The sequence below is a fragment of the Lentimicrobium saccharophilum genome (assembly GCF_001192835.1).
Lineage (GTDB): Bacteria > Bacteroidota > Bacteroidia > Bacteroidales > Lentimicrobiaceae > Lentimicrobium > Lentimicrobium saccharophilum.
Map to the genome: position 1 here is coordinate 456,300 of NZ_DF968182.1, position 13,880 is coordinate 470,179.

The 13,880-nt window shown below is 47.8% G+C and carries 9 protein-coding genes; 3 read left to right on the forward strand and 6 right to left on the reverse strand.

The features are described 5' to 3' along the window. Positions 1–59: 59 nt before the first annotated feature. A complete protein-coding gene (locus TBC1_RS01620; RefSeq protein WP_062037542.1) occupies positions 60–2,321 on the reverse strand; it encodes a M14 family zinc carboxypeptidase in 2,262 nt (753 codons plus the stop codon). 168 nt (positions 2,322–2,489) lie between these two features. Here TBC1_RS01620 and TBC1_RS01625 point away from each other — a divergent pair, with 168 nt between their 5' ends. Then, complete coding sequence (locus tag TBC1_RS01625; protein WP_062037545.1) at positions 2,490–3,395, forward strand: hypothetical protein; 906 nt, start codon at positions 2,490–2,492, stop codon at positions 3,393–3,395. A gap of 58 nt (positions 3,396–3,453) precedes the next feature. Here TBC1_RS01625 and TBC1_RS01630 read toward each other — a convergent pair whose 3' ends face one another. The 4 genes from TBC1_RS01630 to TBC1_RS01645 form a co-directional block, all read right to left on the reverse strand. Beyond that, positions 3,454–4,560 carry an ROK family protein gene (locus TBC1_RS01630; RefSeq protein ID WP_062037548.1) on the reverse strand — a complete coding sequence of 369 codons (1,107 nt, stop codon included), beginning with the start codon at positions 4,558–4,560 and terminating at the stop codon, positions 3,454–3,456. 162 nt (positions 4,561–4,722) lie between these two features. After that, a complete protein-coding gene (locus TBC1_RS01635; protein ID WP_137305363.1) occupies positions 4,723–5,277 on the reverse strand; it encodes a hypothetical protein in 555 nt (184 codons plus the stop codon). Between the two features lie 217 nt (positions 5,278–5,494). Continuing rightward, entirely contained in the window at positions 5,495–6,385 is an 891-nt protein-coding gene (locus tag TBC1_RS01640; RefSeq protein WP_137305365.1) for a hypothetical protein, read from the reverse strand. A gap of 320 nt (positions 6,386–6,705) precedes the next feature. After that, positions 6,706–9,021 carry a GH92 family glycosyl hydrolase gene (locus tag TBC1_RS01645; RefSeq protein WP_062037556.1) on the reverse strand — a complete coding sequence of 772 codons (2,316 nt, stop codon included), beginning with the start codon at positions 9,019–9,021 and terminating at the stop codon, positions 6,706–6,708. Positions 9,022–9,308: 287 nt separating this feature from the next. Here TBC1_RS01645 and TBC1_RS01650 point away from each other — a divergent pair, with 287 nt between their 5' ends. Together TBC1_RS01650 and TBC1_RS17975 are read left to right on the forward strand one after the other, a co-directional pair. Beyond that, positions 9,309–10,766: an NAD(P)/FAD-dependent oxidoreductase gene (locus TBC1_RS01650; protein WP_062037559.1), complete on the forward strand. Its 1,458-nt coding sequence runs from the start codon at positions 9,309–9,311 to the stop codon at positions 10,764–10,766. A 29-nt stretch (positions 10,767–10,795) separates the two neighbouring features. Further along, on the forward strand, positions 10,796–10,954 hold the full coding sequence (locus tag TBC1_RS17975; RefSeq protein WP_172668800.1) for a hypothetical protein: 159 nt from the start codon (positions 10,796–10,798) through the stop codon (positions 10,952–10,954). Positions 10,955–11,018: 64 nt separating this feature from the next. On the opposite strand, the gene polA is transcribed toward TBC1_RS17975, so the two are convergent. Further along, positions 11,019–13,799, reverse strand: coding sequence for a DNA polymerase I (gene polA, locus TBC1_RS01655; RefSeq protein WP_062037563.1), 2,781 nt, complete (start codon positions 13,797–13,799; stop codon positions 11,019–11,021). Positions 13,800–13,880: the final 81 nt, after the last annotated feature.

Below are 13,880 nucleotides of genomic sequence, written 5' to 3' on the forward strand. Positions count from 1 at the left end.
GACTCGGCTGAAAAGATTTAGGGATATTTTGTTTTTATCTGGAAATGGAACAAAGTTCATCAGAGAACCAACAGTTTCTGACTTTTCCGGGTTCCGTCACGAAAATCAACATTCAGAAAGTAAAGTCCTGAATTAAAACCGGTTAAATCGAGCATATAAACGTTTCCGGCTGGGATATGATCCTGCAAAAGCACGCGACCGGACAGATCAGAGATGATGAGTTCTGCACTCTTTACAGCTTCTCCGAAGCTTATCAGCATGTTTTCACGGGCAGGATTCGGTGACAGTTTAAAGTAATTTTCTGCTTTCCGCAGGGACGTATTTTCCATCAGTTGCAGGTAAATATCGTGGATGGTCGTATCTCCGGGATTCACGATAACACTGTCGCAATCAAACAGAAATTGTGCAGGGTATTCAGCACATATTATCACCAGTTGTCCTGTGTCGGCAAGAACGGTAAATCCGCCCTCAGGGCCGGTAAGGGTGGATTGTGAACCTGTATATACCGTGGCTCCCTGCAATGGTTCACCATCAAGAGGGGAAAAAACAGTGCCGCTGATCCATCCTGTTGAATCGGGCAGTGGCATTCTGATGATTCCTTCGATGGCATCAAGGTCGAATCCCGCGTTGTTTACCTGGGATTGTCCGTCCCCGTCATCAGTGATTTTGAAATACCTGGCTTCGGATAAAGCGGCATTTGCCAGGTTGAAGCCGGTGGTTCCGTTGCCGGTTCCCAGTGGCACCCAGGGTCCGTCCATTGAAACACCTGCATAGAACTGGAAGCCTTCGGGAGTAGCATCATTTTCATGAACGATCACATCGTTGCCTTCCCCGTCGACTACCGGAGTTCCCATATCATAAACTGCCCAGCCAAACCTGCCGGTGGAATATTGTATGCTGTCAGGCGGACCCACCGCGGCATGGGTGAAACCCTCGTCCAGAGGATTATTATTGGGAATCTGGCTGCTGATGATCCGGGTAGCAAATTGTTTTGCAAGGGGCTGAAGCGTGATGCTGATTTCAGTCGCTTCCTGCTCATTCACAACCACCCCGCTGATCATTTGTGGTTCATAGCCGTTGGCGGTAACTTTTACCTGATACACACCGGGAACCAGGAATTTATGAAAGTCGCCCGTAGAAGGATCGTTTGAAACCGGGAAGAAATCATTTATAAATATGGTTGCAGCTACCGGTTGACCACTGTCAGCATCCGTTACCATACCCCTGATTCCATAACCTGCATATTCCGTCATGGCAAGCATTGCTGGTTTGTTTTTGAGGTAATAGGGCACAATCTGTGCGGCCGGTGGTTGTTTGCTGAGCGAAATTTCAACCGACCAGCTGATGGCTCCCATCGCACCATATCCAAAATCCTTGGTACTTCCGTTGATGGCATACATTCCTGAAAAGCCCGGGCCAAAAGGGATATTTGTGTATCCCGAAGTGCTTGCATATAAGCCGGCCAGAAAATTATGCTGGGCATGATCAGGGGTGAGGTCCTCACGGTAACTCCATGGAAAACTGATAAATTCGGTGCCGCTGTGATAACTGCAATGAATCGCAAACTGGTTCTCGGAAAGCACTTTGCGCAGGGCTTTTGTTTCAGGCTGCGAAAAAGCTGCAGGACTGTTGCCTTCTCCGTTCCACATGTATCCGCAATCGCGGTTGATGTCGATCCCGGCCTGGTTGTACCGGGTCATATTATTTCTGCCATAGGGGTTCAGGCAATAGATAATCCATATTTCCCGGTTGTTGACAAGGTCTGTAATGTAGGGATCGTAGTTATATTGCAGGCACAGGTCCCTGGCAAACCGGATCATATTCTCCGGGCCTCCGACTTCATCGCCATGGATGCCCCCGTCGAAGAGGATTTCCGGTTCATCTTCGTCTTCCGCTGAATTATCGCTGATTTTCAGTGCGTAAATTACATTGAATCCTGATCCGATTCCAATGGAATGCATGGTGCAGATATCCGGAAAATTATCGGATAGACTATCTGCGATTTGATCAAGCTGCGCAACGGTGTAGTAACCGTTGGGTACACCGGCTGGACCGAAAGAGGCCGACCATTCGTTGAGATTGCCGATTTCCGTTTCTGTGCGAATTCCGGAAGCGTTCAGTTTTGCCAGCTCCTCCGGGATTAGATATGCCCGGATAAACCCGTCGCAAAAATCCACATTCAGGCTGGCCTGCCTGATATATTCAAGTTCAGTCCTGTCAGTGGCATAAATCCTTACCTGCATTTCGCCCTCACGCCAGGGCTTTTGGGCATTGCTTATGGTATTCAGAATAAGAAGAACAGTCAGTAATAACCATTTCATGGTTTTCTGGAATTAAAATGGAAGACTTGCATTAGCGGACGTAAACGTATAAAAAATATTAATCAGATATTGAGATCAGCCCGATTTTTAAAAGTTATTTTAAGGAAAGGAAGCGCTGCTTTCCCATGAAAATTTAATTTTGCTGAACAACAGATATAGAGCAGAAGTATGTTTATCAGATCAGGGTTAAAACTACTGGTGATTTTTTCAATGCTGTTCTGTATTTCGTGGCAGTTGACGGCGCAGGAGACAAAGTATGTTGATTCAACTGCAAAGGTACAGTCGCGGAAGGCCCTGAAACAAAGAGAGAAAAATAAAGTAAAGGTGGTTCCTGCCCCAGATCTTTCAGATCCGGCCTTTATCGATTATCTTCCTGCCACCCTGTATATGACTTCTGACGACAGCATCAATTCAAATGCTTTTATACGGCAAAACTTCACGGATCAGTTTGTTTCGTTATGGGAACACCCCGGCAGGGTTTATCCGGCAAGCAGGGTATTTGCCTTCAGACAGAACGGAAAATATTACCGGGCTTGCAGGATGGATGCGCGGAATTCTGTTTTCGGTGAGCTTGCGGTGAAAGGCAAAATGAACCTGTATTACACCCGCAGGCTGCCTCAGGAAGCGGGATTGGTTGAATTTGTTACCTCCGACCCGAATAGCGGCGGCTACAGAAATTTCATGATTGTTCAGTATCAGGACCGGAAAAGATTTGAGGCTGATTATTACTATTTCGTAACCTTTGAGGATGACAGTCTTCAATGTATTCCGGTAAATGATTATGCTGAATTTGCCGGACGCTACCTTAAGGATACTCCGGATGCTTATAGGATGATGATGGAATTCGCAGTCAGAAGGGGCGGTGTGGCAAAGGTGGTTGCGCCGCTGATTGCAGCGGGCGTGGTCGCTGCTAGCATGCTTACCACTTCCCTTCAGGCCGGATTATTGGTATCCGCCCCTTTTATTGCCGGAGGGATGGGTTATTCTATATGGCGGAAGAAAAAGGGTTATGCAAAACCTGGTCCTGAAGAGATGGCCGGCGTGATCAGGGCGTATAATTCGGGGTATGAATAATTGGGAAAAAATCCCGGCAGGACGACTGCCGGGATGTAACTTTTTGGGTTTACCCGAATCAGGGGTTGCCCAGTTTGGATAAAGCGAAGGCATAAGCGCCGATGCTTACAGCCCTTGAGGTTCCCAGCCGGCTGACCCCGACTCCGATTCTTTTCATGGGATCGTATTTGATCCGGTTTGTACTGAAAGGAATCTTGATTTCGCGTGTATCGCCTTCATAGAACCGCTGAAATTCTCCTTCATCCTCAAGGTTAAAAGCTTTGATTTCCATGCGGTCGAGTGCAGTACCAACCATGGTTGTCAGGTTAGTGTTCATTTCATCCACCAGGCGCTGCATGAAGAGGGGATAGGCACCTGCCAGTCCGCCACCAATTACAACCAGTCCGTCGATCAGCGTAATCGCATTGGCAATGGCATCGCCGGCCACTTCAGCCATGCGGTGGAAAGCCAGTATGGCAGCCTCCTTATTTCCTTCGCGCAGGCCCATACCGATTTCAAAAATAGTGCGGGGCTCCGGGCAGGTGTCATAGGTCAGGCCGGTTTCACGGCAATAAATGCGTTTTACGCCACGGATACTGACATTTTCTTCAACGCTGGCGTTGGTATGCAGTTTGTTCCGCATACGGTTAATCTCGCCCTGGGCCGAGTTGTCGCCAAGGAAGAGCTGGCCGCGACTGACAATCCCCCCGCCAAATCCGGTTCCGAACGTCACCCCGAGCAGGTTCTGGTATGTTTTCGGACTGTTGCTGCTGCCGATGCGTTGATTGATTTCTGGCAGTAATCCCGCAATGGCTTCGCCAAAAGCGAAAAGGTCACCGTCGTTGTTGATAAATACAGGTATGCCGAATTTCTCCTCAAGCATAGGCCCCAAAGCAACTCCACCCCTGAAGGTAGGCAGGTTCTCAAGGTCTCCGATAATCCCGAGCTCATATTCGGCAGGGCCAGGAAAACAAAAGCTGATGGCTACCGGCTGAACATTCAGTTTGGCTTTTACCTCGCTGAAGCCCTGAATAATCTTATTCAGCACAATTTCGAGTGTATTCCCGTCGGCGGGAATACTGATGGGGTCGATGATCTCCTGCTCGGCCTGAACGGCGCTGAAGACAAAATTGGTACCCCCGGCATCCAGGGTCATTACCACACGTTTATCGTTGTTATACCGCATATTGTTGAAAATGTTTTGATTTCCGGTTCTCCAGAATGAGATGATTGTAAGTGTATTTCTTACACAAACTTTTACTGCTGCGAATGTACAATAAGGAGTGTTATTTTCAAAATTTAAAATTGCCTCCCGGACATCCGCAGGCAGGATTTTTACAGTTTTACTTCAGCTAATACAAATGGTGCCGCTTTTTTGGCTTCGGCAGGCTTTTTCCAGTTGGTTTTTGTATGTTTTGACCAATGAGTCGCTGATTTTTTGAAGGGTTGCGATACATTGATCAAATTTGCCAAGGTTACGGTAAAGTTCGGCTTTTCTGATCAGGCTTTCACTGTCCGGGCCGTTGAGCAGGGCAATCAGAGCTTCGGCATTTTTATGGTATCCGGGATCATCCGGAGCCGGCACAGGTTCTTCATTTTTCCACGGATGTCTGTTCATTTTCTGCCAGAGGCTGATGCGGAGGAGTTTTTCATCGCCAGCATCCTCAAACACTCCGCTGTCGAGCGCTTCTTCAATGTCTTCACGCGAAAGATGCTCCACTTCAGGCAGGTCCTGCGCCTCATCAAAACCTGCGGCTTCTTCACTTTCAGCTTTGAGGCTATTGAAGATCTGACTACATTGAGCGCAGCGGGTAAATACGGGCAGATCGGGCAGCATTGGGGCAATGTAACTCCCGTCGCTCCAGAAAATACCCCCGAAGGTATTGCCGGAAGCCAGATTCATTTTTTGGTGTTTTTGACCGCATTTAGGACAATGAACAATCATGGGATTGCTGATAATCATGGGCAGGTAATTTTGAGTTTACGGGGTAAATTTAGGGAATTGAGGTGAGGGATCTTCAGTTTTCCTGGTTTTTCCGGCAGGTTAAACAGAAAATGCCCGGCCTTAATCCCGGCCGGGCATATTTCTTAATGTTTTTAACTAAATGATTATGAGTTAATTAATATCCCTGTATGGTCCTGACTTTATTCTGATACTGAGAAACAATCATTTTCTGTTCGTTAATCCTTACACTCATCTGATCCTGTGAACCCAGGTTAAGGTCAATGGTATTTTTGGTATCCCTGATCCTGTCTTTGGCTTTAGCAATCTTATTTTCCGAACTGTTGATGGCTTTCAGCTGGCTCTTTTTCTTTTTCTGAGCAGTTTTCATTTCCGACTGCCACGATTTTTTGGCTTCTGCATCCTGTGTTTCGCTCAGCCTGGAAGAGATATGGTCAATCTGTTCATCCGAAACGGTCAATTGCTTGCGGAGTGAAGAGATTTTATCATTCTCTGCGGCAATGGTATTGTTCGATGACTGAACAGTTTTTTCCATCTTTGCTTTGCCTTTGCGGGTTTTTGAAAGCTCTTTTTCCATTTCCTTCAGCTTTTTTTCCTCAGCAGCAAGTTGATCTTCAGCCACTTTCAGGTATTCTGATTTGGCAAAGTCTTTAAGATAGGCTTTGAGCCTGTCGTATTCATGGGTGCCTTTTTCCGCAAACTCTCCCCGGCGGAGTTCGACTCCGGCAAAAAGCAACACCAGGCTGTCCTGGTTCTTTATCCGGCTTTCAATGTTTACCGGGCCCTCGTAAACATCTTTAATCAGGGCGCCAAAAAGGGAAGCATCCATTCCATTTACCGAGACTTTTGACTTAGTCCCTTTTTGAATGGCTTTTTGCCAGTTTTTCATTACAGTTTCAGCATTGGCTTCAGGAATGCTGACCCAGATGCCGGGGAAATCAACATTTCCGAATACCTGGCTGTCATCATTAAAGGTGATAGGTTTCTGGGCATTGGCAAATGACATCAGCAGACTTAAAATAATCAGCGGGTAGAATAGCTTTTTCATGGTATAAGATTTTAAAAAGATTTTCATGGGTGAATCCGTAATCAGACAACCGGGAGGGTGAAATTCAGGCATCCTGGGTCAAAGGTGCTCTTCCGGGACTTAACGCCTGATTACAAATATAATGCTAAATTTTGATCCGGCAAAGGTTCAGTCCGGTATTTCTGATAAATGGAACATGTCAGCCGCCCGGTATTAGCCGGGTTCACGCTGCGCAATTATTGCTCAGCATAAAGTCTCAAAGGAGAAAGGGAACAGCGCTGCTGCATGCACATACAGCATTGCCTGCGAAAGGTTTAAATACGCTGTCAGCTATTTAAAAGTCAGAAACTTCTGCCGGGCAAATCGCTTTCCGGAACTTTTATTTTTGCAGGTTTGCTGCTCATTTCGAACACCATCTCTCCCCCTGCCATGATGTCTTCGTGTCTGATAAAGAGCCCGGACCAGGGTTTGCCGTTCAGGGTGATTTTTTTAACGAAGATATTTTTTTCGCTCAACCCTTTCGCTTGAATGGCGAAGGTTTTGCCGTTTTCAAGACGGATCTCGGCACGGCTTACCGAGGGGCTTCCCAGCACGTATTCATTGCTGCCGGGACACACAGGGTAAAAGCCCAGGGCGCTGAAAATATACCAGGCCGACATCTGCCCGCAGTCGTCGTTGCCGGGCAGTCCTCCGGGCGTGGGCTGATACAGCGCATCCATAATCTGGTGCACCCGCTCCTGTGTTTTGGCCGGGGCGCCGGCAAAGCTGTAAAGATAGGGTACATGATGGCTGGGCTCGTTGCCGTGCACATAATTGCCGATGATGCCACGTTTGTCAATATCTTCCGAATCTTCTATGTGTTTTTCATCCAGTTTCATGGTAAACAGACTGTCGAGATGACGGACAAAGGGCATACTGCCACCCGCCCAGGCGATCAGTTGTGCCGGGTCATGAGGAACGTATAATGAATAATTCCAGGCATTGCCTTCGATAAAGCCCTGTCCTTCGGTTTTCAACGGATCAAATTCTTTCTGCCAGGATCCGTCCGACAGGCGGGGCCGCATAAAGCCGGTGGAGCGGTCATAAATATTCTCAAACGAGCGGGCCCTGCGGTGGTAAATCCCTGTAAGCCCCCTTTGCCCTGCTTTTTCGGCTGTACGGGCAATGCACCAGTCGTCATAAGCATACTCCAGGGTTTTGGTTGCGGAGTTGCCGGTAAGATCAGCCGGCGCATAGCCATATTGCATATATTCCCCGATTCCGTCGTATCCGGCATACGTGGCGCTGGCATCCATGGCTTCCAGCGCTTCTGCAGCATCAAAACCGCCGATCCCTTTCAAATAGGCATCAGCAATGACCGGTATGGCATGATAGCCCGTCATACACCAGTTTTCATTCGCGTGGTGCGACCACACCGGAAGGATGCCGTGCACACTTTGCTTCCGGTGTGCCAGCATGGAACGGATCATGGAAGATGTCCTCTCCTGTTGCACGAGTGTAAAAAGCGGATGCAGCGCCCTGTAGGTATCCCACAATGAGAAGGTAGAGTAATTGGTAAAACCTTCCGCCTGATGGATGTTCTGGTCAAGTCCGCGGTACTTGCCGTCAACATCCATGTAGATGGTTGGTGATAGAAATGTGTGGTAAAGGCTGGTGTAGAAATTTTGTTTTACTTTAAGTGATCCCTCTACCTGAATCCGGCTTAATTCTTCATTCCACCGTTCATGTGCCTGAAGCCTTACCAGATCGAAATCGGGACGGGGCGCTTCTGTTTGCAGGTTATTCAGTGCGCCCGCGGTGCTGACCGGAGATAACGCTACCCTTACGGTAAGCTGCTCGCCGGCCTGCATCCGGAATCTGAACCACGCTGTAATGTCTTTCCCTGCCATTTCCGGAAAATCCTCTTTTTCATTGAATTTCCTGTAAAATCCCCGGTAAATGATCTCTTCCCCGTTTTCATGGCCGTAATGTACCAGCGGTTTGGAAAATGCCATGGCAAAGTACATGGTCCGGGTGCGCGCCCAGCCGCGTGTCTGCCGGTATCCGGTAACGAGGGTGTCGTTTTCAACACGGATAAACTGCCAGGTATTTTTGCCCGGATAGTTGTAGATACCGGCCGACATATCAAGGATAAGATTTATATCGTCCTGGTTATGGGAAGTATAACGGTGAACCCCAACCCTTTCGGTAGTCGTGAGTTCTGCCAGGATTCCATAATCATCCAGCATCACCGAATAATATCCCGGTGAAGCGGATTCCCGTTCATGCGAAAAGCGGCTGCGGTATCCTGAATCCGGGTTGTCTTTTGTTCCCGGATTAAGTTTGAGCGGCCCGGTAGTCGGGATCAACAGAAAATCGCCCAGGTCGCTGTGCCCGGTTCCGCTGAAATGGGTATGGCTGAACCCGCAGATGGTATTATCGCTGTACTGGTATCCGGCGCAATAGGCATATACTTCCTTCTTGTATCCCGCCCCAGTTGAGTAGGGAACCGTATCCGTATCGGGGCTGAGCTGAACCATGCCAAATGGAACGGTGGCGCCGGGATAGGTATGGCCCATATGATCAGTTCCCGTAAAGGGATTTACATAGTCTGCGACAGATTGTGAAAATGCCGTTAAACAGAGGGAAAACATAATTGCCGGAAGAAGTTTTTTCATGACTGCATTTTTGAACAGGCAAACTTACCGATTTTGTCAGTGCTATAAGCCAATGATGTGATGAGTCAAAATACGGTTGACAGTGCCATGATTATTTTAATGATTGCAGACACGCTGTTGTCTAATTGTTGTCGAATACTAATTACGGGTTTCATGATATTTTCCGGATAAAATCAATAAATTTATTGAGCAGGCTCAACCGGATAAAATTTTACGTAAATTTAAACCGTATACATTTGTGTGTCAGAAGTAATGATTTGTTACTTTTCAAACCCTAATTTCTAACTATGGCCAGAGTTGTTGTATTGGGCGCCGGTATCGCAGGGCATACCGCGGCTGCTTTTCTGCGCAAAAAGCTCAGTAAAAATCATCAGGTTATTGTTGTTGCCCCTTCCGCTTATTACCAGTGGATTCCTTCCAATATCTGGGTAGGAGTCGGGAGGATGACCATTGATCAGGTTCGTTTCAGGCTCGCACCTTTGTATAAAAGGTGGGGGATTGATTTCAGACAAGCGAAAGCGGTGAGTATTCATCCGGAAGGTGAAGGCCAGGATGCCGGCCCTTTTGTTTCAATTGAGTATACTTCAGATGAGAAAAGAGGGATCAATGAGCGTGTGGCTTACGATTATCTTGTAAATGCAACGGGGCCAAGGCTGAATTTTGAAGCAACGCCAGGCTTAGGCCCCGGAAAAAATACGGTTTCGGTATGTTCTTATGATCACGCCAGTCACGCGTGGAAGGAACTTCATGAGTCTCTTGCCAAAATGGAGAAGGGGGAGAAACAGCGGTTTGTAATCGGCACCGGACATCCTACCGCTACCTGTCAGGGCGCAGCTTTTGAATATATTCTGAATGTAGCTTTTGAGATCAGAAAAAGGAAACTGGAGCACCTGGCGGAAATCACCTGGCTGACCAATGAATACGAACTTGGTGATTTCGGAATGGGTGGGGCTTATATCAAACGTGGAGGTTATATCACCTCCACCCGCGTTTTTGCCGAGTCTTTTCTTGGAGAGAATAACATCAAATGGATCAAACGGGCCGGTGTTACAAAAGTAGAGCCTGGATTGATTCATTATGAAACACTTGATGGAGAGGAATTGCAGATTGGTTTTGATTTTTCCATGCTGATTCCTGGTTTTGCCGGTGCAGGTTTGCAGGCTTTCGACAAAAATGGCGGAAATATAACCAGTGAGCTTTTTGCTCCGAATGGTTTCATGAAAGTAGATGCTGATTATTCCCCGAAGCCATATGAGGAATGGAAAGCTTCTGACTGGCCCGAAACCTATCAAAGTCCGGCTTTTCCGAATATTTATGCTCCCGGTATTGCATTTGCCCCGCCTCATGCTATTTCAAAACCCATGACCAGCAAAAAGGGATTAGCAATTTATCCCGCTCCACCCCGAACAGGGATGCCGTCAGGTGTAATGGGGAAAGTTGTTGCCCTGAACCTGATCAATGAGATTACTTCAGGCAGGCAGGAATTTAAGCACAAAGCCAGCATGGGCCGGATGGGAGCAGCCTGCATTGTATCGGCCGGATACGGAATGCGCCGGGGCGCAGCGGCGACCATGACGGTTTTTCCTATCGTACCCGACTGGGAAAAATATCCCGAATTCGGAAGAAGCATTGGTTATACAATGGGGGAAGCCGGTCTGGCAGGTCATTGGATGAAATGGTTTATGCACTACATGTTCCTGCATAAAGCCAAAGGTTATCCCTTTTGGTGGTTGTTGCCCGAGTAAAAAAGTTCAATTCTTAAATCTCTAATAAAATGAAAAACAAGAATATAGAAGCCTACACAGATGAATCCTATCCTCCGTTTCCGACCAAAGGTACCTTGTTCTGGAGACGCTTTATCCCCTGGCAAATCATCAGGTTTTTTGTGCTGAACCTGAAGATCATGAAGATCGTGGTCGGAGGGCATTCCTGATTAATTGCGCGGTTCATAGCATAAAGAGAATCAGGATTCAAAAGCAAATATCCGGTTTTACTTTTTAGTGCGCTTCCAGCCAGTTGCTGCCGGTGCTCATCTCCACTTCGACCGGTATGCTGAGTTCTATGGCCGATTTCATCAGGCGTTCAATCACCGGTTTTACCGTTTCCACTTCATCCTGATGCACATCGAATACCAGTTCGTCGTGCACCTGCATAATCATGCGCGATTTCAGTTTCAGGCGCTCAAATTCCCGCTGTATGCTGATCATGGCAATTTTGATCATGTCTGCCGACGATCCCTGAATAGGTGCATTGATGGCATTCCGCTCGGCGAATCCCCTTACGATTGCATTGCCTGAATTAATGTCGCGCAGGTAGCGCCGCCGTTTTTTAATGGTTTCCACATAACCATGCTCCCGTGCAAAGGTGATGATTTCATCCATATAACGCTTGATCCCCGCGAAACGCTCAAAGTATTGACTGATGATTTCGGCAGCTTCCCTGCGGGGGATGTTGAGGCGTTCCGACAAACCGAAAGCTGAAATGCCGTAAATAATGCCGAAGTTTACCGTTTTTGCATTTCGGCGCATCTCTTTGGTCACTTCACTGATATCAATATTATATATCCTGGCCGCTGTAGCTGTATGGATGTCAATACCATGGCGGAATGCTTCCTGCATGGCTTCATCGCCGCTGATGTGGGCGATCAGGCGTAACTCAATCTGCGAATAGTCGGCCGAAAGCAGCACAAATTTATCATTCCTGGGAACAAATGCCTTTCTGATCTCACGGCCCCGTTCTGTACGAATCGGAATATTCTGCAGGTTGGGATTGTTGGAACTCAGCCGGCCTGTGGAAGCCACTGCCTGATTGTATGAGGTGTGTATCCTGCCGGTTCTGGGATTAACAAGCAGAGGAAGGGTGTCAACGTAAGTAGATTTAAGCTTTGTCAGCGAACGGTAATCAAGAATCTGTTGCACAATGGGATGCTTGTTTATCAGCTTCTGAAGCACATCTTCGCTGGTGGAATGCTGCTTGGTTTTGGTCTGTTTGGGATTGTCCGACAGTTGCATCTTGTCGAAAATGATCTCACCGAGTTGTTTGGGAGACGCGATGTTAAATTCTTCTCCGGCAAGGAGGTAAATCTCTTTTTCCACTTCGGCAATTTCCTTCTCAAGTTGTTCCGAAAACTGGTTCAGGTTTCCGGAGTCAATTTTCACCCCCTCGGCTTCCATGGCAGCCAGCACCTTCACCAGCGGCATTTCTATTTCGTCGAACAGCGCTCTCGTATCAGTTTCAGCTAACTGAGGTTCAAGGGCAATCCGCAGTTGAAGAGTAATATCGGCGTCCTCACAGGCATACTCTTTCAGTTTTTCGGGATCCACCGAGCGCATACTTAACTGATTTTTGCCCTTTTTTCCGATCAGTGATTCAATCGAAACAGGCTCATAATTCAGATAGGTGCGTGCCAGAAAGTCCATATTGTGCCGCATGTCCGGCTCAATCAGGTAGTGGGCGATCATGGTATCGAAAAGCGACCCGTTCACATTGATCTCATACCATTTCAGCACGGAAATGTCGTATTTCATGTTTTGCCCTGTTTTGCCGATGGTTTCATCGGCAAATACCCCTGCAAACTCCTTTACTATCTCAACGGCTTCAGAATAGCGGTCGGGTACCGGAACAAACCAGGCTTCTCCTGGTCTGGTGGCAAACGACATGCCGACAAGCTCCACATTGTTGGCATCCAGCCCTGTTGTTTCCGTATCAAAGCAAAACATGCCTGATTTTCCGAGGTGAGTTACCAGCACTTTCCTTTTTTCAGGAGTATCAGCCAGGTGATATACATGAGGCACCTGATCGATGTTGCTCAGGGTTGCTATGGTTTCGAGGGGTTCTCCGGCAGCAGCGAAAAGATCGGCGGCTTGCTTGCCGGCGGGCGGACTTCCCTTTTCCAGATCGGTAAATACCCGTTTGGCGAAGGTCCTGAACTCAATCTCCTCGAAAAGGGTTTGTAGTTTATTGATATCCGGAGGCGTCAGTTTCAGCGCATCCTCCTCAAAAGTTAAGGGAACATCCAGGATGATGGTAGCCAGCTGCTTCGACATCAGCGCCTGTTGTCCGAATGTCTTTACCTTTTCGCGAAGCCCGGCTTTATCAATTTTCTCAGCGTTCTCAATCAGGTTTTCCACATTGTCAAAGTCTTTCAGCAGGTTTCTGGCGGTTACTTCTCCTACGCCCGGAATACCGGGGATGTTGTCGGAAGCATCGCCCCAGAGGCCCAGCATATCTATTACCTGATCAGGGCGTTTAACCCCGAATTTTTCGCAAACCTCTTTCACCCCCATAATTACAGGATCTTCGCCTGGTTTTCCGGGCTTATACTGTAGGATATTGTCACTCACAAGCTGGCCAAAATCCTTGTCGGGCGTCATCATGTAAACGGTAAATCCCTTGTTTTCGGCCTGTTTGGCCAGGGTGCCAATCACGTCGTCGGCTTCATACCCGTCAACAGCGAGGATGGGAATATTGAAGCCCCTGATGAGTTGCATGATGTAGGGGATGGCTGTGGAGATATCTTCAGGCATGGCTTCGCGGTTAGCCTTGTATGCTGAAAAGTCTTCGTGCCTGACGGTGGGGGCGTGGGTGTCGAAGGCAACCCCGATGTGGGTGGGCTTTTCATTTCTGATTACATCATACAGCGCGTTGGCAAAGCCCAGAATGGCCGAGGTGTTTAATCCTTTTGAGGTGATGCGCGGGTTTTTGTTCAGGGCGTAATAAGCCCTGTAGATCAGCGCCATGGCATCCAGTAGAAAAAGTTTCCTGCCTTCCTGTGACATATTCGGGAGATTTTGGTTGTGATGCAATCGTCCGGGATTCAATTACCCCGTCAGGCAAAGATAAGAAACCAACAGCAATCC

Coding starts and splice junctions, on each gene's coding strand:
- TBC1_RS01620 (WP_062037542.1), bottom strand. CDS start 2,321: ATGAAATGGTTATTACTGACTGTTCTTCTTATTCTGAATACCATAAGC.
- TBC1_RS01625 (WP_062037545.1), top strand. CDS start 2,490: ATGTTTATCAGATCAGGGTTAAAACTACTGGTGATTTTTTCAATGCTG.
- TBC1_RS01630 (WP_062037548.1), bottom strand. CDS start 4,560: ATGCGGTATAACAACGATAAACGTGTGGTAATGACCCTGGATGCCGGG.
- TBC1_RS01635 (WP_137305363.1), bottom strand. CDS start 5,277: ATGAATCTGGCTTCCGGCAATACCTTCGGGGGTATTTTCTGGAGCGAC.
- TBC1_RS01640 (WP_137305365.1), bottom strand. CDS start 6,385: ATGAAAAAGCTATTCTACCCGCTGATTATTTTAAGTCTGCTGATGTCA.
- TBC1_RS01645 (WP_062037556.1), bottom strand. CDS start 9,021: ATGAAAAAACTTCTTCCGGCAATTATGTTTTCCCTCTGTTTAACGGCA.
- TBC1_RS01650 (WP_062037559.1), top strand. CDS start 9,309: ATGGCCAGAGTTGTTGTATTGGGCGCCGGTATCGCAGGGCATACCGCG.
- TBC1_RS17975 (WP_172668800.1), top strand. CDS start 10,796: ATGAAAAACAAGAATATAGAAGCCTACACAGATGAATCCTATCCTCCG.
- polA (WP_062037563.1), bottom strand. CDS start 13,799: ATGTCACAGGAAGGCAGGAAACTTTTTCTACTGGATGCCATGGCGCTG.